Here is a 21,541-nt window from a genome sequence, read left to right as displayed (position 1 = left end):
AGGGTGCTTGGCGTTGGCGCGCAGGTAGGACCAACGTGCTTCCTTTGGTACCCAAAAAATGTTGTCGGCAAGGTATTCGTCGTGGTCTTCGGCGGCGGCCGGGTCTTCGGCCAGCAGGGCCTGGTGCTTGGCCTCGAAGGCGTCGGAGATGTATTTCAGGAAGATCAGGCCCAGCACGACGTGCTTGTAGTCGCTGGGCTCCATGTTGCCGCGCAGCTTGTCGGCGGCTTTGAAGAGTTTGGCCTCGAAGCCAAGTTGAGCACTGGCGGCGCTGGCAGCGGGTGTGCGGCTGGCGGTGCGTGGCATCGGCTAGGGGCTCCCTTGGGGCGTGTGGGGGCAACAGTTTACCCAGCCCCCATGCGCTACCATCGCGCCCCATGTTGCGTGTGACCTCTCTCAACCTCAACGGCATCCGCTCCGCGGTGAGCAAGGGACTGCCGGCATGGACCGTGGCGGCAGCGCCGGACGTGCTGTGTGTGCAGGAGCTCAAGGCTCAGCCGCCCGACTTGGCCGGCCGCTTCGAGGTTCTGGGGGATCTGCGGGGGTATTTTCACTGCGCTGCCAAAAAAGGCTACTCGGGCGTGGGCATCTACACCCGGCACGAGCCCAGCGACGTGGTGGTGGGCATCGGGGTGCCGGAGTTCGACGACGAGGGACGCTACCTGGAGCTGCGCTTCGACACGCCGCAGCGCAAGCTGAGCGTGGTCAGCGTGTACTTCCCCAGCGGCTCGTCGGGCGACGAGCGTCAGGCTGCCAAATACCGTTTTTTGGACCAGATCGAACCCGTGTTGGCGCAGTTGGCGGCGCGCGGCGAAGCGTTGGTGTGTGGCGACGTCAACATCGCCCACACCGAGAAGGACTTGAAAAACTGGCGCGGCAACCAGAACAACAGTGGCTTTTTGCCTGAGGAGCGCGCCTGGATGACGCGTCTGCTGGGCGATGGCCGCTGGGTGGATGTGTACCGCCGCCTGCACCCCGACGCCGAGGGCGAGGGCTACACCTGGTGGAGCAACCGCGGCCAAGCGTGGGCCAAGAACGTGGGCTGGCGCATCGACTACCACCTGGCCACGCCGGCGCTGGCGGCGCTGGCGCGCCGTGCCGAGGTGTACAAAGCGCAGCGGTTTTCAGACCACGCGCCGTTGACCATCGAATACGACACCGCGCTGTAGCGGTGTGCGCGCGCTTGACGCATGCCCTACACTGGTGACATGGCACTCATTCCTGCGACCATTCTGACCGGCTTTTTGGGCTCGGGCAAAACCACGCTGCTCAAGCGCGTGCTCACCGAAGCCCATGGGCAGCGCATCGCCGTCATCGAAAACGAGTTCGGTGCGGAGAACATCGACAACGACATCCTGGTGGCGGACACCGAGGAGCAGATCGTGCAGATGAGCAACGGCTGTGTGTGCTGCACGATCCGCGAGGACCTGCGCAGCACGCTGGCGCTGTTGGCGGCCAAGCGGCGCAAGGGGCTGCTGGCGTTCGACCGCGTGATCATCGAGACCACCGGCTTGGCCGACCCCGGGCCGGTGGCGCAGACGTTCTTCATGGACGACGAGGTGGCCGAGACCTACCTGCTGGACTCGATCATCACGCTGGTGGACGCCAAGCACGCCCAGCAGCAGCTGGACCTGCGGCAGGAAGCGCGCCGCCAGGTGGGTTTTGCCGACCAGATCTTCATCAGCAAAGCCGATTTGGTGTCGTCCGAGGAGCTGGACGCGCTGGTGCACCGCCTCAAGCCCATGAACCCGCGCGCCCCGATCGAGACGGCGCACTTCGGCCACGTGCCGCTGAGCAAGGTGCTGGACCTGCGCGGCTTCAACCTCAACGCCAAGCTGGACATCGACCCGGATTTTTTGCGCGCCGACGAGCACGACCACGGCCACTGCGACCATGACCATGGTCACTGCGAGCACGACCACGGTCACGGCCACCATCACCCCCACGGTCACGCCAAGCACCACCACCACGACGACGTCAAAAGCTTCGTGTGGAAGAGCGAACGCGCGTTCGACCCGCGCAAGCTGGAGGATTTTTTGGGCGCGGTGGTGCAGGTCTGGGGGCCCAAGCTGTTGCGCTACAAGGGCGTGCTGCACATGGCTGGCACCGACCGCAAGGTCATTTTCCAGGGGGTGCACCAGTTGATGGGCAGCGACCTGGGGCCGATGTGGAAGCCGGGCGAAAAGCGCGAGAGCAAGATGGTGTTCATCGGCATCGACCTACCGCGCGACATCCTGGAGCAGGGGTTGCAGCAGTCGCTGGTGTGACGCTTGCGCGCATGGCGCGCCGCTGCGCTTACAATCGGCGCCCATTCGAGCCGGGCGGGCGTTTGGCGGCAGGGAGGCCGCCGGCGGCCTTTCAGTGACCAGCCCGGCCCCAGCAGAGGAGATGCATCGTGGTGAGCCAACGCAAGTCGTCCTCCAAGGCCGCCCAGCCGGCCGCCGCAGCCGCGGCGACCGAACCGGCCGCACCGCCCCGCGCCGCGCGCAAGCCCTCGGCGGCCGCCACCCGGCGCGCGCAGCAAGCCGCGATGCATGCCCAAACCACCGAGGCCGTGACCCCCACGCACGATCCGCGTGCCGCCAAGGCCAGTTACACCGCTCAACCTGCCATGACCGCCACCATCGCCCCGTCTGCCTCTGTTTTGGTCAAGGACCCCAAGCGCGCCGACAACTGGAAAAAGCTTCCCGTCGAGCAGCTCACCGACGCCGACATCCTGGCCATGCCGGACGAGGAGTACATGAACGACGTGCAGCTGGCGTACTTCCGCCGCAAGCTGCAGCAGCTCAAGCACGACATCCTGCTCAACGCCGGCGAGACCACCGAGCATCTGCGCGAGGACACCGTGGTGGTGCCCGACCCGGCCGACCGGGCCACGATCGAAGAGGAGCATGCGCTGGAGCTGCGCACGCGTGACCGCGAGCGCAAGCTGCTCAAAAAGATCGAGCAGGCCTTGGCCCGCATCGACAGCGGCGAGTACGGCTACTGCGAAGAAACCGGCGAGCCCATCGGGGTGGGCCGTCTGTTGGCGCGCCCCACGGCCAGCCTGTCGATCGAGGCGCAGCAACGCCGCGAGCTGAAGCAAAAACTGTTTGGGGACTGACGGTCCACGCCGCGCGGCCCCCGGGTGGGCATGGAACCGAAGGTTGCCGGTGCTGACGCCCCGCCGCGCGGGTGGGCGGCGCTGGTGCGCTGGTGGCGGCGCTGGCGCGACAGCACCCGCCAGGTGCGCGGTTTGCAGGAGGAGCGGGCCGCCTTGCAAGCGGCCCTGCAACGCCGTCGCCACCACGACGAGGTACGCCGCGCCGAGCTGCAGGAGCTGCGCGCGCTGCTGCGCCAGCAGCGCGGCGAAGCCGCGCCGGCCCCCCCCCGCCCCCCACGTGGCGACACCGAACAGGCCAGCGCCTGGCCGTTGCCCGCCACACCGCGCAGCGGCACGATGGAGCAGATTGCCCGCATCGAGGCCCACATGGCCCAGCAGTGGGGGGGTGTGCCGACGGCGCCGCCGCACGAGGCAGCCCCTGCAACCGCCGAGCGTGCGGCCGGCCCCGCCGAGGCCGGTGCGGCCCGGGTGCCGCGGTTGGCCATCGACATCGTGCACCCCGACCCACGTGGCGCCGTGGCGATGCAAGCGTGGCTTGGGCACCCGGCGCTGACCGAGCTGGCGGTGGCGTTTGCCAACGGGCGCTTCGAGGTGGTGCAGCGTGGCTTGCAGACCATGCTGCAGCGCAGCGACGACGCCTTGCTGGCCTGTGTGGCTGGGCGGCTGAAGCTGGATCTGCTGTGGGCGTTGTGCGACCGCGAGGGCTACGACGCCTGGGCCGCGCAGTGGGCCCAGCGCTGCGGCCAGCCGGTGCTGCCGTGGCCGGTGCAAGTCCCCGCGACGCCCGCCACGCCAGGGCCGCAGCGGGTGTGGCGCTGCCCAGCCCGGTTGCGTGCCGACGACGTGCAGGCATGGGCCACGCACGCCGAGCCCGACGGGCTGGATTGGCGCGCGCTCGAAACCATCGACGCCGCGGCGGCGGCCGTGTTGCTGCCGTGCTGGCAGCGCTGGGCCGACGAGCCGCGCGTGCTGACGATGGCCGGCACTGGCGTGCTGCTGCGCCGTCTCAAAGAGGCCACGCCTTCCGGCCGGGCGGACGTGGAACCGATGTGGTGGCGGCTGCGGCTGGCGGCGCTGCGGTTGCTGGACCGGCGCGCTTCGTACGAGCTGGTGGCGCTGGACGCCTACGCCACCGCGGGCCTGGTGCTGCCACCGTGGCAGGCGCCGCGCGCCCTGGTGGTGGAGGTGCAGGCGCTGCCGGAGCCGGCGGCCGTAGCGCCGGTGGCCGTGGCGGAGCCGGTGCCGGTGCCGGTGGAGGCGGCGGACGAGCACGATTTCCCCGCCATGGCCACGGCGCTGGCCGATTGGGTGCCGTCGCAGCCAGCGTCCATCCCGACCCCGACCACCGTGGCGCTGGAGGGCGTGCTGTGCGGCGACATCGGGCCGGTGCTGGCGCGGCTGGACGACGCGCTGCTGCGCCACGAGGCCGCCGCCGGCGACACCGTGCCGCTGCTGCACATCGACGCGCAAGGCTTGCGCCGGTTGGACTTTGCGGCGGTGGGCGCCTTGCTGCAATGGCTGCTCGCGGCACGCGCGCGTGGCGTGCGCACCGAGTGGCATGGCGTAGCGCCGCTGGTCGGCTTGCTGCTGCACACGGTGGGCATCGACCAGGTGGCCGAGGTGAGGCTGCGACAATAGCGGCCATGCAAGACCACGACTCGACCCGCGCCGTGTTCCACGGCACCACGATTGTTTGCGTGCGCCGCCCCGACCCCGCCGACCCCAGCCGCCAGCAGGTGGCCATGGGTGGCGATGGCCAGGTGACGCTGGGCCACATCGTCGTCAAGGCCAGCGCGCGCAAGGTGCGCCGGTTGTACCGCGATCAGGTGCTGGCAGGGTTTGCCGGCGCCACCGCGGACGCCTTCACGTTGTTCGAGCGCTTCGAGGCCAAGCTGGACAAGCACCAGGGCCATCTGGTGCGTGCGGCGGTGGAGCTGACCAAGGACTGGCGCACCGACCGCGTGCTGCGCCGGTTGGAGGCGATGCTGGCGGTGGCCGACCGCAGCACCAGCCTGGTGATCACCGGCAACGGCGACGTGCTGGAGCCCGAGCACGGCATCATTGCCATTGGTTCCGGTGGCGTCTACGCGCAGGCCGCTGCCAAGGCACTGCTGGACCATACGACGCTGACCGCCGAGGCCGTGGTGCGCGAGGCGCTGCGCATCGCCGGCGACCTGTGCATCTACACCAACCAGAACCACACCGTGGAGGTGCTCGCATGAGCGCGGCCATGACCCCGCAGGAAATCGTCTCCGAGCTCGACGCGCACATCATCGGCCAGCACGCCGCCAAGCGTGCGGTGGCCATCGCGCTGCGCAACCGTTGGCGCCGCCAGCAGGTGGACGCCAAGCTGCGCCCTGAAATCACGCCGAAAAATATCCTGATGATCGGTCCCACCGGTGTGGGCAAGACCGAAATCGCGCGGCGCTTGGCCAAGCTGGCCAACGCGCCCTTCATCAAGGTCGAGGCCACCAAGTTCACCGAAGTCGGCTACGTCGGCAAGGACGTCGACAGCATCATCCGTGACCTGGCGGACGTGGCTGTCAAGCAAACGCGCGAAGCGGCGATGGCGCGCGTGCGCACGCGCGCCGAAGACGCTGCCGAGGACCGCATCCTCGACGCGCTGCTGCCGCCGCCGCGCGACGGCGACGTCGACCGCGATTCGCACGCGCGGCAGGTGTTTCGCAAAAAGCTGCGCGAGGGCCAGCTCGACGACAAGGAGGTCGAGCTGGAGCTGGCCGCGCCGCAGCCGCAGCTGGAGGTGATGACGCCCGCCGGTATGGAGGAGATGGCCGAGCAGCTCAAAGGGCTGTTTGGGCAGTTGAACCTGGGGCGGCGCAAGCTGCGCAAGCTGCGCATCGGCGAGGCGCGTCGCCTGCTGGTGGAGGAAGAGGCCGCCAAGCTGCTCAATGAGGACGAGGTGCGCGCCGAGGCCATCCACAACCTGGAGCAAAACGGCATCGTTTTCATCGACGAAATCGACAAGGTGGCCACCCGCAGTGAAGTCAATGGCGCCGACGTGTCGCGCCAGGGCGTGCAGCGCGACTTGCTGCCGCTGGTGGAAGGCACGACGGTGTCGACCAAATACGGGCCGGTCAAGACCGACCACATCCTGTTCATCGCCAGCGGGGCGTTTCACTTGAGCAAGCCCAGTGACCTGATCCCGGAGCTGCAGGGGCGCTTCCCGATACGGGTGGAGCTGCAGCCGCTGTCGGTGCAGGATTTCGAGGCCATTCTGACGCAGACGCACGCCAGCCTCGTGCGGCAGTACCAAGCGTTGCTGGCCACCGAGGGGGTGACGCTCACCTTCACCGACGACGCCATCCGCCGCATCGCCGCGGTGGCCTGGGAGGTCAACGAGCGCACCGAAAACATCGGCGCGCGCCGCCTGGCCACCGTGATGGAGCACCTGCTGGACGAGATCAGCTTCGACGCCGCGCGCCGCAGCGGCCAGACCGTCACGATCGACGCCGCCTACGTGGACGCCCGCCTGGGCGAGCTGGCGCGCAACGAGGACCTGTCGCGTTTCATCTTGTAAGCGAGCGCGCCAGAACTTCAAGCGGTGTGTTGCATACCGCTTGTAAGTGCTTGATGATTGGGTTATTTTGAGGGGCCGATTTGCGCTGCAAATCGGCCTTAAGTCGTTGATTTCAGGCTAAAAATCGTCGTTTGGGCTTGTCGCGCCGGCCCATTTGGTGCTACAGTGGGAGGAAGTGCAAAAAAGTGGTGCAAAGTGGAGCCCGCCGCGGGTCTGAACCGTGTTTCAAGGTGCGTCATCCCTCGTTCTCGATGCCAAGGGTCGGCTGTCGGTGCCGACCCGGCATCGCGACGTGCTGCTGGCCACCGCCGCCGGGCAGCTGACGATCACCAAGCACCCGCACGGCTGCCTGATGATCTTTCCGCGTCCGGAGTGGGAGGCGTTTCGCCAACGCATCGCGCAGCTGCCGATGTCGGCGCAGTGGTGGAAGCGCATCTTTCTGGGCAACGCCCAGGATGTCGAGATGGACGGGCAGGGGCGGGTGCTGATCGCGCCGGAGCTGCGCAGCGCTGCCGGCATCACCAAAGAGGCGATGCTGCTGGGCATGGGCAACCACTTCGAGCTGTGGGATGCCGCGACCTACGCCGCGCAGGAGGCCGAGGCCATGCGCGGCGAGATGCCCGACGCCTTCAAGGACTTTTCGTTCTGACGGAGGCGACGGTGACGATGCAACCCCTCCATCGCACCGTCCTGTTGAACGAAGCGGTCCAGGCCCTTCAGATCCAACCGGACGGTCACTACATCGACGGCACCTTTGGCCGCGGTGGGCACAGCCGCGCCATCCTGCAGCGGCTGTCGCCGCGCGGGCGGCTGACGGTGTTCGACAAAGACCCCGAGGCCATCGCGGTGGCGCAGGCGCTGGCCGCGGCGGATGCGCGCTTGACGGTGCGCCACGAGGGGTTTGCGGCGCTGGCCACATTGCCGGCGTCCAGCGTGGACGGGGTGTTGCTGGATTTGGGCGTCAGTTCGCCGCAGCTGGATGATGCGGCGCGGGGGTTTTCCTTCCGCCACGACGGGCCGCTGGACATGCGCATGGACCCCACGCGCGGCCTCAGCGCCGCCCAGTGGTTGGCCACGGCCACGGTGGCCGAGATGACGGAGGTGATTCGTGAATACGGCGAAGAGCGGTTTGCTGCACCGATTGCAAAGGCGATTGATCGCCGCCGACAGGAACGGGGGCCTGTTCGAACCACCGCCGAGCTGGCCGAAATCGTGGCTGGTGCGGTCAAAACCCGCGAGCCGGGCAAGGACCCTGCAACGCGCACATTTCAGGCTGTTCGGATTCACATCAACGCCGAGCTTGAGGAGCTGCAACAGGCGCTCGACGCCAGTCTGAGCGTGCTGCGCCCCGGCGGGCGGCTGGTGGTGATCAGCTTTCACTCGCTGGAAGACCGCATGGTCAAGCGCTTCATGCAGCGCCACAGCCGTGCCGAGGTTGACCGGCGCGCGCCGATGGCCGAGCCCGCGGCGCCACTGCTGGCCGAGGTGCAGCGCGTGATGCCGTCGGCTGCCGAGGTGCAGGACAACCCGCGCGCGCGCAGCGCCGTGATGCGCTGCGCCACCCGTACGGCGGCGCCGCGGCCAGCGGCAGGAGGGCGGCGGGCATGACGCGCCTGAACCTGCTGCTGTTGGCGGTGCTGCTGGCCAGCAGCTTTCATCTGGTGGAGTTGCAGCACCAGTCGCGCCGGCTGTACGTGGCGCTGGAGCGTGCGCGTGCCGAAGGGGCGCGGTTGCAGGCCGACCATGAGCGGCTGGTGGTCGAACAGCGCGCGCTGGCGGCGCCAGCGCGGGTGCAGCAACTGGCACGCCAGCGCCTGCATATGCACCCGGCCCACCCCGGCATCACCGAGTACGTGGCGCTGCCGGTCGACGCCGTGGCAGGGGGGGCGGCGCCGTGAACGTGCGCGCCAAGCGCAGCATCCCCTACGGCAGCAGCCCGCTGCTGACCAGCGCCACGCCGGTGTGGCGCAGCCGCTTCGTGGTGGCGGTGCTGGCGCTGGCCTTCGTCGGGCTGGCCGCCCGTGCGGCGTACGTGCAGGTCATCGGCAGCGAGTTTTTTCAGCGCCAGGGCGAGGTGCGCTACGCGCGCACGCTGGAGCTGCCGGCCAGCCGCGGGCGCATCCTGGACCGCAACGGCATGGTCCTGGCGCAAAGCGTCGAAGCGCAAAGCGTCTGGGCCGACCCCGAGGACGTGGACCTCGACCACCCCAAGCTGGGCGAGCTGGCGCGCCTGCTGGGCTTGCCGCTGCCCGAGCTGCGCCGCCGTCTGCAGGTGGATCAGCGCAACTTCGTGTGGCTGCGTCGCCAGCTCGACGAGCCGCTGGCGCAGCGCGTCAAGGCGCTGGGCATCCCCGGGGTCTACCTGCGCAAGGAGTACAAGCGCCAATACCCACAGGGCGAGGCGCTGGCGCACGTGGTGGGCTTCACCAACGTCGAAGACCGTGGCCAGGAAGGGGTGGAGCTGGCGTTCGAGCGTGAACTGCTGGGCAAGCCCGGCTCGCGCCGTGTCATCAAGGATCGCCTCGGGCGCATCGTCGAGGACGTGCGCGACATCGTGCCGCCGCAGGACGGGCGCGACCTGCAACTGTCGATCGACGCGCGGGTGCAGTACTTTGCCTATCAGCGGCTCAAAGAAGCCGTGCAGCAGCACAACGCCCGCGGCGGCAGCGCGGTGGTGCTGGATGCGCGTACCGGCGAGGTGCTGGCGTTGGCCAACTACCCCAGCTACGACCCCAACAACCGCCGTAACCTCAGTGGCGAGCAGCTGCGCAACCGCGCGTTGACCGACAGTTTCGAGCCGGGCTCGACGATGAAGCCTTTCATCGCCGCGCTGGCGCTGGACAAGGGCCTGGTGCGCCCCGACACGCCGGTGCAAACCGCGCCGGGCCGGCTGCAAATGGGGGGCTTCACCATTGCCGACGTGCACCCCTACGGCGTGCTGACGGTGGCCGAGATCATCCAGAAGTCCAGCAACGTCGGCACCGTCAAGCTGGCCATGCAGCTGACCCCGCGCGACATGTGGGAGACCTACGTGCGCCTGGGGTTGGGGCACAAGCCGCAGCTGCCGTTTCCCGGTGCCACCAGCGGGCGGCTGCGCGCCTACCAGGGCTGGCGCCCGATCGAGCAGGCCACGATGGCCTACGGCTACGGCCTGTCGGTGTCGCTGGTGCAGCTGGCGCAGGCCTACACCGTGTTTGCCCGCGACGGCGAGCTGCTGCCGCTGACGCTGCTGCGCCGCGACGAGCCGGCGCACGGCGTGCGCGTCTACAGCGAGCGCAACGCGCTGGCGGTGCGCCAGATGCTGCAGATGGTCACCAGCCCCGGCGGCACCGCGCAGCAGGCGCAAACCGTGGGCTACTCGGTCGGTGGCAAAACGGGCACCGCGCGCAAGCAGGAGGGGCGCGGCTACGCGGCGCGCAAGTACCGGGCGTTTTTCGTGGGGCTGGCGCCGGTGGAGTCGCCGCGCGTGGTCATCGCCGTGATGGTGGACGAGCCCTCCAACGGCGTCATCTACGGCGGCGCCGTGGCTGCACCGGTGTTTGCCGATGTGGCGCAGCAGACGCTGCGCCTGCTGGGTGTGGCGCCAGACGTGCGGGTGCAGCCGCAAATCATCGCCAACGCCATTGCGGAGGAGCCGGTATGAGCGTGCCGGTGCAGCGGCTCGATGACCTGGAGGCGGCGCTGGCGTGGCTGCGTGCCCACGGCGTGCAGGGCCTGTGCGCCGACAGCCGCCGGCTGCAGCCGGGCGACTGCTTGCTGGCCTGGCCGGGGGCGGCGACCGACGGGCGTGCCTACGTCGCCGCGGCGCTGGCCGGTGGGGCGCGCGCCGCGCTGGTCGATGCCGAGGGATTGGCCGCCTGGTGGCAGGCCCAGCCGACGGCCCCGTGGCCCGCGCAGGCCCCGGTGGCGGCGCTGGCGGGGTTGCGTGCGCTGGCGGGTCCGCTGGCCAGCGCGTGGTGGCAACACCCGAGCCAGCGGCTGGCGCTGCTGGCCATCACCGGCACCAACGGCAAAACCTCCACCGCCTGGTGGAGTGCGCAGTGGGCGGCGCAGGCCGGCGTGGCGTCGGGTGTGATCGGCACCCTCGGCGTGGGCCGGCCCGGCCAGCCGTTGCAGCCCACCGGCCTGACCACCCCCGACCCGGTGACGCTGCAAGACGCGCTGCGGCGATTCGTGGCCGACGGCGTGTCGCTGGTGGCGCTGGAGGCGTCGTCGATTGGTCTGGAGGAAGGGCGGCTGGACGGTTGCCACGTGCACACCGCCGTCTTCACCAACCTGACGCAGGACCACCTTGACTACCACGGCACGATGGAGGACTACTGGCAGGCCAAGCGTCGCCTGTTCGACTGGCCTGGCGTGCGCGTGGCGGTGGTGTGCGTGGACGACCCCTATGGGCAGCGGCTGGCTGCGGAACTGGCGCCGCGGGCGCAAGCCGGCGCGCTGGATCTGTGGACCTACGGGCTCGATGCCGCGCACACCCCGCGTCTGTGGGCGCACGAGGTGCAGTGGACGCCACACGGCATGCGCTTTGCGGTCGTCGAGCAGGGCCAGCCCGCCGCGACGTTGACGCTGCCGGTCGTGGGGACGCACAACGTGGCCAATCTGCTGGCGGTGGCGGCGGCGTTGCGCGCGCAGGGGGTGACGTGGCAGGCCCTGGCCGCCGCGGCGCCACGGCTGACCGCGGTGCCCGGCCGTATGCAGCCGGCGTGGCCCGACGCCCCGCAGGGCGCCGCCCTGCCGCAGGTGATCATCGACTACGCGCACACGCCCGACGCCGTCGAAAAAGCCCTGCAAGCGCTGCGGCCGCTGGCGCAGGCTCGGGGCGGGCGCCTGTGGTGCGTGCTGGGCTGTGGCGGCGACCGCGACCCGAGCAAGCGAGCGCGTATGGCCGCCGCCGCCGAAGCCTGGGCCGACCGCGTCGTCATCACCAGCGACAACCCGCGCAGCGAGGACCCGCACCAGATCATTGCGCAGATGGTGCAAGGTCTCATCAACCCCGCGCGGGCGGTGCTGGAGCCGGATCGCGCCGCCGCCATCGCGTGGACCGTGCAGCAGGCCGATGCGCACGACGTCGTGCTGCTGGCTGGCAAGGGGCACGAGCAGTACCAGGAAATCGCCGGCGTGCGCCACCCGTTTTGCGACGTGCAGCAAGCGCGCGCGGCGCTGCAGCGGCGATGGGAGGAACAGGCATGAACGCCGTGGCCGACACCCCGATGCTGGGGCTGGGTGCGTTGCTGGCCACGCTGCCGGGCGCGCGCGTGGTGGGCGACGTGGCGGCGCTGGCGCCGCAGCGTGTGCACAGCGACACCCGCACGCTGCGCGCGGGTGACCTGTTCGTGGCGCTGCGCGGCGAGCGCTTCGATGCGCACGACTTTTTGCCGCAGGCCGCGGCGGCCAATGCCGTGGGCGCGTTGGCCGAGCGCGGGCTGGCCGCGGCCGGGTTGTGCGGGGTGGAGGTGCCCGACAGCCGCGCCGCGCTGGGCGCCCTGGCCGCCGCCTGGCGCGCCCAGGTCTACCGCGGGCCGCTGATCGCGGTGACCGGCAGCAACGGCAAAACCACGGTGACGCAGATGACCGCCGCCATCCTGCGCGCCGCCGCCGGGGAGGCCGCCCTGGCCACGGCCGGCAACCTCAACAACGACATCGGTGTGCCGCTGACGCTGCTGCGGCTGCGACCCGCGCACCGGCTGGCGGTGGTCGAGCTCGGCATGAACCACCCGGGCGAAATCGCGCAACTGGCGGCGTGGGCGCGCCCGACGGTGGCGCTGGTCAACAACGCGCAGCGCGAGCACCAGGAGTTCATGGCCAGCGTCGAGGCCGTGGCGCGCGAAAACGGCAGCGTGCTGGCCGCGCTGGGGGCCGACGGCGTGGCCGTGCTGCCGCACGACGACACCCACACCCCGCTGTGGCGCACGTTGGCGGGGGCGCGACGGGTGCTGACCTTTGGGGCGCCGGGGGCCGATGTGCAAGCGCAGGCAAGCTGGGACGGCGACGCGTGGGCGCTGCGCTTGCACACACCGCTGGGCACGGTGTCCACGCGGCTGGCCATCGCCGGTCGGCACCACGTGCGCAACGCGCAGGCCGCCGCGGCTTGCGCGCTGGCCGCCGGGGTGGGGCTGGACGATGTGGCCGCGGGGCTGGCCGCGTTCCAGCCGGTGGCGGGCCGCTGCCGCGCCTACGCGTGGACGCTAGCCGGGCAGCGCTGGACGGTGGTGGACGACAGCTACAACGCCAATCCGGACTCGGTGCGCGCCGCCATCGACATGCTGGCCGAACTGCCCGCCCCGCACTGGCTGGTGCTGGGCGATATGGGCGAAGTGGGCGCGCAGGCGCTGGCGTTTCACGACGAGGTGCTGCGGCACGCGCGCTCGAAGGGCATCGGGCGCGTGTGGACCAGCGGCACCTGGCTGGGGCAGGCCGCGGCGGCGCTGGCCGACGCGTCGGGGTGGTTGCGCCATTTCGACAGCGTCGAGTCGTTGCTGGCCGCGCTGCCACAGGCGCTGCCGCGCGGCGGCAGCGTGCTGGTCAAGGGATCGCGCTTCATGCGCATGGAGCGGGTGGTGCAGGCCTTGCAGGCGCTGGCCACCGACACCGCACAAGGGGGGCGTGATGCTGCCTGAGCTGGCCGAGTGGCTGTGGCGCCTGATGCCCGAATGGGGCTTTTTGCGCGTCTTTCAGTACCTGACGTTTCGGGCCGTGATGGCAGCGATGACGGCGCTGCTGCTCGGGCTGGCGGCCGGCCCGTGGTTCATCCGGCGCCTGACCGAGCTCAAAATCGGCCAACCCATCCGCAGCTACGGCGTGCAGGCGCACCTGAGCAAAAGCGGCACCCCCACGATGGGCGGGGTGTTGATCCTGTTTGCCATCACCGCTTCGACGTTGCTGTGGTTCGACTGGAGCAACCGCTTCGTGTGGGTGGTGCTGGCGGTGACGCTGGGCATGGGCGCCATCGGTTGGGTGGACGACTGGCGCAAGGTCGTGCGCAAAGACCCCGAAGGCATGCGCTCGCGTGAAAAGTACGCCTGGCAGTCGGCCATCGGGTTGCTGGCGGCGCTGTACCTGGTGTTTGCGATTTCGGAAGGCTCCAACGCGCGCGTGTGGCAGCTCTTCGTGGCCTGGGTGCAATCCGGCTTTACGGTGGAGCTGCCCCAGCAAGCCGGCCTGATGGTGCCGTTTTTCAAAGAGGTGAGCTACCCGCTGGGGGTGGTGGGGTTTGTCATCCTGACCTACCTGGTCATCGTGGGCAGCAGCAACGCCGTCAACCTCACCGACGGGCTCGACGGCCTGGCCATCATGCCGGTGGTGATGGTGGGCGCGGTGTTGGGGGTGTTCGCCTACGTCACCGGCAACGCGGTGTTTGCGCGCTACCTGCTGCTGCCCTACATCCCCGGCACCGGGGAGGTGCTGATCTTCTGCGCCGCGATGGGCGGGGCGGGGCTGGCGTTTTTGTGGTTCAACGCGTACCCAGCCCAGGTGTTCATGGGTGACGTCGGGGCGCTGGCGCTGGGCGGGGCGCTGGGCACCATCGCCGTCATCGTGCGCCAGGAGATCGTGCTGGCCATCATGGGCGGCATCTTCGTGGCCGAGGCGCTGTCGGTGATGGCGCAGGTGGCCTATTTCAAATACACGCGGCGCCGCTACGGCGAGGGCCGACGCCTGTTCAAGATGGCGCCGCTGCACCACCACTTCGAAAAATCGGGCTGGCGCGAAACGCAGGTGGTGGTGCGCTTTTGGATCATCACCATGCTGCTGTGCCTGGTGGGTTTGTCGACGCTGAAGTTGCGCTGACGGGGTTGCCACGATGACGACTGCCTGGACGCACGACCTGTTGCCGCTGTTGCAGGGGCGCCCTGCGCTGGTGCTGGGCCTGGGCGCCAGCGGACTGGCGCTGGCGCGCTGGCTGCACGCGGCTGGCGCGCGTGTGACGGTGGCCGACACGCGCGCGCAGCCGCCGCAGACGCAGGCCTTGCAGCAGGTGGCCCCGGGGGCGGAGCTGCTGGCGGGCGTGGCGCTGGACCAGGCCCTGTGGACCCATGCGGCGTGGGCGTTGGTGGCGCGCTCGCCGGGGCTTGCCCCGGCGCAGTGGGCAGGCCTGCGCGCTGCCGCGCAAGCCGCCGGCGTGCCGTGGGTGGGTGAGCTGGAGCTGTGGGCCGGTGCGGTGCGTACGTTGACCGAACGCGGCGGCGCCGCGCCGGTGGTGCTGGCCATCACCGGCACCAACGGCAAAACCACCACCACCGCGCTGACCGGCCACCTGCTGCAGGCCCTGGGGTGGGACGTGGCCGTGGCCGGCAACATCGGCCCGACGCTGCTGGACACCCTGGCCGAGCGGCTGCAGCAGGGCCGCCTGCCACGCGCGTGGGTGCTGGAGCTGTCCAGCTTCCAGCTCGACGGTGTGCAGGGGTTCGAGCCGACCGCAGCCACCGTGCTCAACGTCACGCAGGACCACCTGGACTGGCACGGTTCGATGCAGGCCTACGCCGAGGCCAAGCGGCGCATCTTTGGCACACACGACCTGATGGTGCTGAACCGCGACGACCCCATCGTAGCCGCCTGGCAGCCGCCGGAGGTGGTGCCGACCGGCCGCGGCGCCGCGCGGCGCAAGCCGCAGCCCGCGCGCCCGTGGGTGAGCTTTGGGCTGGGCCTGCCGCAGCGTCCGGGCGACTGGGGCCTGGAAGAAACCAGCGGGGTGACGTGGCTGGTGCGTGCGCTGCCCGAGGCCGAGTTGGCCGACGGCGAGCCGCTGCCGCTGCAGCGGCTGATGCCGGCCGAGGCGCTGCGCATCCAGGGGCGCCACAACGCCGCCAACGCCCTGGCGGCGTTGGCGTTGGCCACCGCGGCCGGCGCGCCGCTGGCGCCGCTGCTGCACGCGTTGCGCGACTACCGCGGCGAGCCGCACCGCGTGCAGCCGGTGGCCATCGTGCGCGAGGTCGAGTACATCGACGACAGCAAGGGCACCAACGTCGGCGCCACGCTGGCGGCGTTGCAGGGCCTGGGCGCGCAGCGCCGCTTGGTGGTGATTTTGGGCGGCGATGGCAAGGGGCAGGACTTTGCGCCACTGGCGCCGGCGGTGGCGCGCCACGCCCGGGCGGTGGCGCTGATCGGCCGCGACGCCCCCGCCATCGACGCCGCACTGGCCGCCACTGGCGTGCGGCGCCAACGCTTCGAGGACCTGGAGGCGGCGGTGCGCTGGTGCGCCCAGCAGGCGCAGCCCGGCGATGCGGTGCTGCTGTCGCCCGCGTGCGCAAGCCTGGATATGTTTCGCGACTACGCGCACCGCGCGCAGGTGTTTGTGGACGCCGTGCACGCATTGCAGGCCGAGGAGGGCACGCCGTCATGAGCGCGCGCGCTGCTTCCTGGTGGGGTCGCCTGGCCGATATCTGGCCACGTGGCCGGTCGGACCGTGCCGAGCCGCTGCCGGTGCGCGCGCGTGCGCCGGCGGGCACGGCACGCCCGGCGCCAGGCGCGGTGGGGATTGACCAACCGTTGCTGTGGGTGGTGGTGGCGTTGCTGTGTTGGGGGCTGGTGATGGTGTACTCGGCCTCGGTGGCGCTGCCGGACAACCCGCGCTTTGCCAGCTACAGCACCTACCACTTCGTGTGGCGCCACGCGCTGGCGGCGGCCTTGGGCGCGCTGGCCGGCTGGGTGGCGTTCCAGTTTCCGGTCGAGGCCTGGAAAAAGGCGGCGGTGCCGCTGTTCCTGCTGTCGCTGCTGTTGCTGGTGGTGGTGTTGGTGCCGTTCATCGGCAAGGGGGTCAACGGTGCACGGCGCTGGATCCCGCTGGGCATCCTCAATTTCCAGCCGTCGGAGCTGGCCAAGCTGGCGGTGGCGCTGTACGCGGCCGACTACATGGTGCGGCGCATGGAGGTCAAGGAGCGCTTTTTCCGCGCCGTGTGGCCGATGGCGGTGGCGGTGGGCATCGTGGGGGTGCTGCTGCTGGCCGAGCCCGACATGGGCGCGTTCATGGTGATTGCGGTCATCGCGATGGGCATCCTGTTCCTCGGGGGGGTCAGCGCGCGCATGTTTTTCCTGATCGCGCTGGTGGTGGTGGCCGCCTTTGCGATGGTGGTGCTGACCAACGAGTGGCGCCGCGAGCGCATCTTCGCCTACCTCGACCCCTGGAGCGAGCAGCACGCGTTGGGCAAGGGCTACCAGCTCACGCACGCGCTGATCGCGCTGGGCCGCGGTGGCCTGTGGGGCGTGGGCCTGGGGGGCAGCGTCGAAAAGTTGCACTGGCTGCCCGAGGCGCACACCGACTTTTTGCTCGCCGTCATCGGCGAGGAGTTTGGCTTTGTCGGCGTGCTGACGCTGATCGGCCTGTTCATGTGGCTGACACGCCGCATCATGCAGATTGGCCGCCAGGCCATCGCGCTGGACCAGGTGTTTGCCGGCCTGGCGGTGCAAGGCGTGGGGCTGTGGATCGGCTTTCAGGCCTTCATCAATATCGGCGTCAACCTGGGCGCACTGCCCACCAAGGGGCTGACGCTGCCGCTGATGAGCTACGGCGGCTCGGCGGTGCTGATGAACCTGGTGGCCATCGCGTTCGTGCTGCGCGTCGATTGGGAAAACAAACGCATGATGCATGGGGGGCGGTCATGACGGCCACGCGCTGCGCCTTGATCATGGCCGGCGGCACCGGTGGGCATATCTTCCCCGGCTTGGCGCTGGCGCAGGCGCTGCGCGCGCAGGGCTGGCGCGTGCACTGGCTCGGCGCACCCGATGGCATGGAGGCGCGCCTCGTGCCGGCGCACGGCTTTGCGCTGGAGCCGGTGCAGTTTGGTGGTGTGCGTGGCAAAGGGCCGCTGACGCTGGCGCTGCTGCCGCTGCGCCTGCTGCGCGCCTTTGCGCAGGCCTGGGGTGTGGTGCGCCGGGTGCGCCCGGACGTGGTGGTGGGGCTGGGCGGCTACATCACCTTCCCCGGCGGCATGATGGCCGTGCTGGCTGGCCGGCCGCTGGTGTTGCACGAACAAAATTCGGTGGCGGGGCTGGCCAACCGTGTGCTGGCGCAGGTGGCCGACCGCGTCTATTGCGCCTTTCCCGGCGCGCTGCGCGGTGGCGAGTGGATCGGCAACCCGCTGCGCGAGGCCTTCTTGCAGCAGCCCCCGCCGCAGCAACGCCTGGCCATGCGCTCCGGCGCGCTGAAGCTGTTGGTGGTGGGCGGCAGCCTTGGGGCGGCGGCGCTCAACACCATCGTGCCGCAGGCGCTGGCGCTGCTGCCGCCCGAGCAGCGGCCGCTGGTGCGCCACCAAAGCGGCGAGCGCCACCTGCAGGCGCTGCGCGACGCCTACCAGCGCGCCGGTGTGCAGGCCGAGTGCGTGGCCTTCATCGACGACACGGCGCGCGCCTTCGCCGAGGCCGACGTCATCATCGCGCGTGCCGGGGCCAGCACGGTCACCGAAATCGCCGCGGTGGGGGCAGCGGCGCTGTTCGTGCCGTTCCCGCACGCGGTGGACGACCACCAGACCACCAACGCCCGCTTTCTGGTCGACGCCGGGGGCGCGTGGCTGTGCCCGCAACACGAACTCACCCCCGCTTGGCTGGCGCAGTGGCTGCAGGGCCTCACCCGCGACGAGCTGCGCCGCCTGGCCCAGGCCGCCTGGGCGCAGCGCAAGACCGACGCCGTCGACGTCATGGTGCGCGCCTGCGCCGCCTTGGCCCAGGGAGCCCAACGATGAAACATGCGATCCGACATATCCACTTCGTAGGCATCGGCGGCGCCGGCATGAGCGGCATCGCCGAGGTGTTGCTCAACCAGGGCTACACCATCTCGGGCAGCGACCTGGCCGACAACGCCGCCACGCGCCGGCTGCGCCAGTTGGGTGCGCGCGTGCTGCTGGGGCACGACGCGGCGCACGTGCAGGGCGCCGACTGCGTGGTGGTGTCCACCGCCGTGCAGCCGGACAACCCCGAGGTGCAGGCCGCGCACGCGCTGCGGCTGCCGGTGGTGCCGCGCGCGGTCATGCTGGCCGAGCTGATGCGGCTGAAAAAGGGCATCGCGATTGCCGGCACGCACGGCAAGACCACCACCACCAGCCTGGTGGCCAGCGTGCTGGCCGCGGCCGGGCTGGACCCGACCTTCGTCATCGGCGGCCGGCTCAACAGCGCCGGCGCCAACGCGCGGCTGGGCCAGGGCGAGTACATCGTCGTCGAGGCCGACGAATCCGACGCATCGTTTTTGAACCTGCTGCCCATCATGGCGGTGGTCACCAACATCGACGCCGACCACATGGACACCTACGGGCACGACTTTGCCCGCCTGCAGCAGGCCTTTGTCGACTTCGTGCACCGCATGCCGTTTTACGGCGCGGCCATCCTGTGCGTGGACGACGCGCACGTGCGCGCGCTGCTGCCGCAGGTGCAGCGCCCGGTGACGCCGTACGGCCTGAGCGAAGACGCGCAGGTGCGCGCGCTGGACGTGCGCGCCGTCGGCACACAGATGCACTTTCGCGTGCAGCGGCGCAACGGCGTGGCCCTGCCGGACCTGGACGTGGTGCTGAACCTGCCTGGCGAGCACAACGTGCGCAACGCGCTGGCCGCCATCGCCGTGGCGGCCGAGCTGGGTGTGCCCGACGCCGCCGTGCTGCAGGCCTTGGCCGAGTTCCATGGCGTGGGGCGGCGTTTCCAGCGCTACGGCGAGGTGCCGTTGCCGGGCGGCGGGCGGGCGCTCGTCATCGACGACTACGGCCACCACCCGGCGGAGCTGGCCGCGACGATGGCCGCGGCGCGCGGCGCCTACCCCGGGCGGCGGCTGTTGGTGGCGTTCCAGCCGCACCGCTACAGCCGCACGCGCGACTGCTTCGAAGACTTTGTGCGTGTGCTGGGGCAGGCCGACGCTGTGCTGCTGACCGAGGTCTACCCGGCCGGCGAGGCGCCCATCGTCGCTGCCGACGGTCGCGCGCTAGCCCGCGCGCTGCGCGTGGCGGGTCGGGTGGAGCCGGTGTTCGTGCCCGAGGTGGCCGAGCTGCCGGCGGCGATCCTGGCCAACGCGCGCGACGGTGACGTGGTGCTGTGCATGGGGGCGGGCTCGATCGGGGCCGTACCCGCGCAGGTGGTGGCGCTGGCCGGCACCAGCGTGCAGGAGGTGGTGGCATGACCGTGCCGATCGACGTGCGTGCGCTGGGCAAGGTGGCGGTGCTGATGGGCGGCCGCTCGGCCGAGCGCGAGGTGTCGCTGATGTCCGGGCAGGGCGTGCTGCAGGCGCTGCGCGGCGCCGGGGTGGACGCACACCCGTTCGACCCGGCCCAGCAGCCGTTGTGCGAGCTGGCACGCCAGGGCTTTGCGCGCGCGTTCATCGCCCTGCACGGCCGCTGGGGTGAAGATGGCACCGTGCAGGGCGCGCTGGAGCTGCTGGGCATTCCCTACACTGGCAGCGGCGTGCAGGCGTGCGCCGTGGCCATCGACAAAACGCTGACCAAGCGCCTTTGGCAGGCCGAGGGGTTGCCCACACCCGCCTGGCGCCGCGTCGACAGCGCCGCGGCCACGCGTGCGGCACTGCAGGCCCTGGGCGCGCCGATGATCGTCAAGCCCGCGCGCGAGGGTTCGACCATCGGCCTGACCAAGGTGACCGCCCCCGACCAGTGCGAGGCCGCCTACCGGCTTGCGGCGCAGCACGACCTCGAGGTGCTGTGCGAGCAGTTCATCGCGGGCGACGAGGTCACCTGCGCCGTGCTCGGCAGTGGGGCGAGCGCGCGCGCGCTGCCGCTGATCCGCATCGTCGCCCCCGGTGGCGACTACGACTACCACGCCAAGTACTTCAGCGACGACACGCGCTACCTCATCCCCAGCGGCCTGCCCGCCGAGGAAGAGGCCACCATCCAGGCGCTGGTGCTGCGCGCCTACCGCACGCTGGGCTGCCGTGGCTGGGCGCGCGCCGACATCATGGTCGACGCCGCCACGCGCCAGCCGTACCTGCTGGAGATCAACACCGCGCCGGGCATGACCAGCCACTCGCTGGTGCCGATGGCGGCGCGCGCCGCTGGCATCGACTACCCCACCTTGTGCCTGCAGCTGCTGGCGCAGGCCACGCTGGACAACCCCGCGCCGGCGGGGACGGAGGCTGCTGCGTGAACCGCCGCGTCGCCCCACCACCCGCGCCGTTGCCGCTGGATGTGCGGCTGATGAACGCCGCCGCGGCGGCGCTGTTGGCGCTGGCCTTGCTGGGCGCCGTGGTGGCGGTGCTGCTGTGGTGGGCGCGCCAGCCGATGTGGGCGCTGCGCACCATCGTTATCGAAGGGGACGTGACGCACCAAAACGCCGTCACCATCCGCGCGCTGGTGCTGCCGTATCTGCGCGGCACGTTCTTGACGCTGGATTTGCAACAGGCGCGCGAGCGCTTCGAGGCCCTGCCGTGGGTGCGCGAAGCCCGCGTGCAACGCCAGTTTCCGCACACACTGCGCGTGACGCTGCGCGAGCACGAGGCGCTGGCGTGGTGGGGCGAGCGTGGCGGCAGCCAGCTGGTCAGCGTCGATGGCGTGGTGTTCGAAGCCAACGCCGACGAAGCCGTGGCCGACGCCTGGCCGGTGCTGGCCGGCCCGCCCGAGCAGGCCGAGCAGGTGGTGGCGATGCTGCGCCGCGTGCAGCCGCTGCTGGCGCGGCTGGGGCGCGATCTGGAGCGGCTCGAGCTCAGCCACCGCGGGGGGTGGCGGCTGGTGCTCGACGGCGACGCGCCGATCGAGTTGGGCCGTGGCGACGACCTGGTCCCAGCCCGGCTGGCCACCTTCGTCACCACCCAAACCGCGCTGCGTGCCCGCTACGGCGCGCGCGACATCGTGGCGGCCGACCTGCGCTACCCCGACGGTTACGCCGTGCAGCTGCGCGGCGTCAGCACCCAACCCGAGCTGCCGCCGCCGGCACAGCGCGGCGTCCCCGCAGCCCCTTCCAACCCCACGCACCGCTGAGAG

20 protein-coding genes are annotated in these 21,541 nt (G+C 70.6%); 19 read left to right on the top strand and 1 reads right to left on the bottom strand.

The annotated features are described in order from the left end of the window. Positions 1–306 (bottom strand): type I restriction-modification system subunit M N-terminal domain-containing protein (locus Taqua_RS09415; protein WP_144326420.1); only part of this gene is annotated, 306 nt, incomplete at its 3' end. Positions 307–377: 71 nt separating this feature from the next. Between Taqua_RS09415 and Taqua_RS09410 the strand changes: the two genes are divergently transcribed. The 19 genes from Taqua_RS09410 to Taqua_RS09320 all read left to right on the top strand — a co-directional run bounded on the left by Taqua_RS09410 (position 378) and on the right by Taqua_RS09320 (position 21,538). Then, positions 378–1,169: an exodeoxyribonuclease III gene (locus tag Taqua_RS09410; RefSeq protein ID WP_144326419.1), complete on the top strand. Its 792-nt coding sequence runs from the start codon at positions 378–380 to the stop codon at positions 1,167–1,169. A 39-nt stretch (positions 1,170–1,208) separates the two neighbouring features. Then, positions 1,209–2,267: a CobW family GTP-binding protein gene (locus tag Taqua_RS09405; protein WP_144326418.1), complete on the top strand. Its 1,059-nt coding sequence runs from the start codon at positions 1,209–1,211 to the stop codon at positions 2,265–2,267. Between the two features lie 131 nt (positions 2,268–2,398). After that, positions 2,399–3,103 (top strand): RNA polymerase-binding protein DksA, encoded by a 705-nt coding sequence (gene dksA / locus Taqua_RS09400; protein ID WP_246094678.1) that lies wholly within the window; start codon positions 2,399–2,401, stop codon positions 3,101–3,103. A 30-nt stretch (positions 3,104–3,133) separates the two neighbouring features. Then, a complete protein-coding gene (locus Taqua_RS09395) occupies positions 3,134–4,741 on the top strand; it encodes an STAS domain-containing protein (RefSeq protein WP_144326416.1) in 1,608 nt (535 codons plus the stop codon). Between the two features lie 5 nt (positions 4,742–4,746). Next, positions 4,747–5,325, top strand: a complete 579-nt coding sequence (hslV, locus tag Taqua_RS09390) for an ATP-dependent protease subunit HslV (protein ID WP_144326427.1) — start codon at positions 4,747–4,749, stop codon at positions 5,323–5,325. Beyond that, positions 5,322–6,641 carry an ATP-dependent protease ATPase subunit HslU gene (gene hslU / locus Taqua_RS09385; RefSeq protein WP_185969601.1) on the top strand — a complete coding sequence of 440 codons (1,320 nt, stop codon included), beginning with the start codon at positions 5,322–5,324 and terminating at the stop codon, positions 6,639–6,641. Before hslV ends, hslU begins: the two co-directional genes overlap by 4 nt. A 220-nt stretch (positions 6,642–6,861) precedes the next feature. Continuing rightward, positions 6,862–7,290: a division/cell wall cluster transcriptional repressor MraZ gene (gene mraZ / locus Taqua_RS09380; RefSeq protein ID WP_144326415.1), complete on the top strand. Its 429-nt coding sequence runs from the start codon at positions 6,862–6,864 to the stop codon at positions 7,288–7,290. Between the two features lie 17 nt (positions 7,291–7,307). Further along, positions 7,308–8,249 carry a 16S rRNA (cytosine(1402)-N(4))-methyltransferase RsmH gene (gene rsmH, locus Taqua_RS09375; RefSeq protein WP_144326414.1) on the top strand — a complete coding sequence of 314 codons (942 nt, stop codon included), beginning with the start codon at positions 7,308–7,310 and terminating at the stop codon, positions 8,247–8,249. Beyond that, positions 8,246–8,539, top strand: coding sequence for a cell division protein FtsL (gene ftsL, locus Taqua_RS09370; protein WP_144326413.1), 294 nt, complete (start codon positions 8,246–8,248; stop codon positions 8,537–8,539). Before rsmH ends, ftsL begins: the two co-directional genes overlap by 4 nt. Beyond that, positions 8,536–10,284: a peptidoglycan D,D-transpeptidase FtsI family protein gene (locus Taqua_RS09365; protein ID WP_409785252.1), complete on the top strand. Its 1,749-nt coding sequence runs from the start codon at positions 8,536–8,538 to the stop codon at positions 10,282–10,284. The genes ftsL and Taqua_RS09365 overlap by 4 nt, the downstream gene beginning before the upstream one ends. Beyond that, positions 10,281–11,834: a UDP-N-acetylmuramoyl-L-alanyl-D-glutamate--2,6-diaminopimelate ligase gene (locus Taqua_RS09360; protein ID WP_144326412.1), complete on the top strand. Its 1,554-nt coding sequence runs from the start codon at positions 10,281–10,283 to the stop codon at positions 11,832–11,834. Before Taqua_RS09365 ends, Taqua_RS09360 begins: the two co-directional genes overlap by 4 nt. Beyond that, positions 11,831–13,261 (top strand): UDP-N-acetylmuramoyl-tripeptide--D-alanyl-D-alanine ligase, encoded by a 1,431-nt coding sequence (locus Taqua_RS09355; RefSeq protein WP_144326411.1) that lies wholly within the window; start codon positions 11,831–11,833, stop codon positions 13,259–13,261. Before Taqua_RS09360 ends, Taqua_RS09355 begins: the two co-directional genes overlap by 4 nt. Then, entirely contained in the window at positions 13,251–14,429 is a 1,179-nt protein-coding gene (gene mraY / locus Taqua_RS09350) for a phospho-N-acetylmuramoyl-pentapeptide-transferase (RefSeq protein WP_144326410.1), read from the top strand. The genes Taqua_RS09355 and mraY overlap by 11 nt, the downstream gene beginning before the upstream one ends. Positions 14,430–14,442: 13 nt before the next feature. Further along, on the top strand, positions 14,443–15,981 hold the full coding sequence (murD, locus tag Taqua_RS09345; RefSeq protein WP_144326409.1) for a UDP-N-acetylmuramoyl-L-alanine--D-glutamate ligase: 1,539 nt from the start codon (positions 14,443–14,445) through the stop codon (positions 15,979–15,981). Further along, entirely contained in the window at positions 15,978–17,240 is a 1,263-nt protein-coding gene (gene ftsW, locus Taqua_RS09340) for a putative lipid II flippase FtsW (protein WP_144326408.1), read from the top strand. Before murD ends, ftsW begins: the two co-directional genes overlap by 4 nt. Then, positions 17,237–18,316 carry an undecaprenyldiphospho-muramoylpentapeptide beta-N-acetylglucosaminyltransferase gene (murG, locus tag Taqua_RS09335; protein ID WP_144326407.1) on the top strand — a complete coding sequence of 360 codons (1,080 nt, stop codon included), beginning with the start codon at positions 17,237–17,239 and terminating at the stop codon, positions 18,314–18,316. The genes ftsW and murG overlap by 4 nt, the downstream gene beginning before the upstream one ends. Further along, positions 18,313–19,734 (top strand): UDP-N-acetylmuramate--L-alanine ligase, encoded by a 1,422-nt coding sequence (gene murC / locus Taqua_RS09330; RefSeq protein WP_144326406.1) that lies wholly within the window; start codon positions 18,313–18,315, stop codon positions 19,732–19,734. Before murG ends, murC begins: the two co-directional genes overlap by 4 nt. Next, positions 19,731–20,708, top strand: coding sequence for a D-alanine--D-alanine ligase (locus Taqua_RS09325; RefSeq protein ID WP_144326405.1), 978 nt, complete (start codon positions 19,731–19,733; stop codon positions 20,706–20,708). The genes murC and Taqua_RS09325 overlap by 4 nt, the downstream gene beginning before the upstream one ends. Next, positions 20,705–21,538 carry a cell division protein FtsQ/DivIB gene (locus Taqua_RS09320; RefSeq protein ID WP_246094677.1) on the top strand — a complete coding sequence of 278 codons (834 nt, stop codon included), beginning with the start codon at positions 20,705–20,707 and terminating at the stop codon, positions 21,536–21,538. Before Taqua_RS09325 ends, Taqua_RS09320 begins: the two co-directional genes overlap by 4 nt. The last annotated feature ends 3 nt before the right edge of the window (positions 21,539–21,541 follow it).

This window comes from Tepidimonas aquatica (assembly GCF_007556585.1).
GTDB classification, from domain to species: domain Bacteria; phylum Pseudomonadota; class Gammaproteobacteria; order Burkholderiales; family Burkholderiaceae_C; genus Tepidimonas; species Tepidimonas aquatica.
The sequence above is the reverse complement of the archived record's forward strand: the minus strand, read 5'-3'. Positions and strand labels throughout refer to the sequence as shown.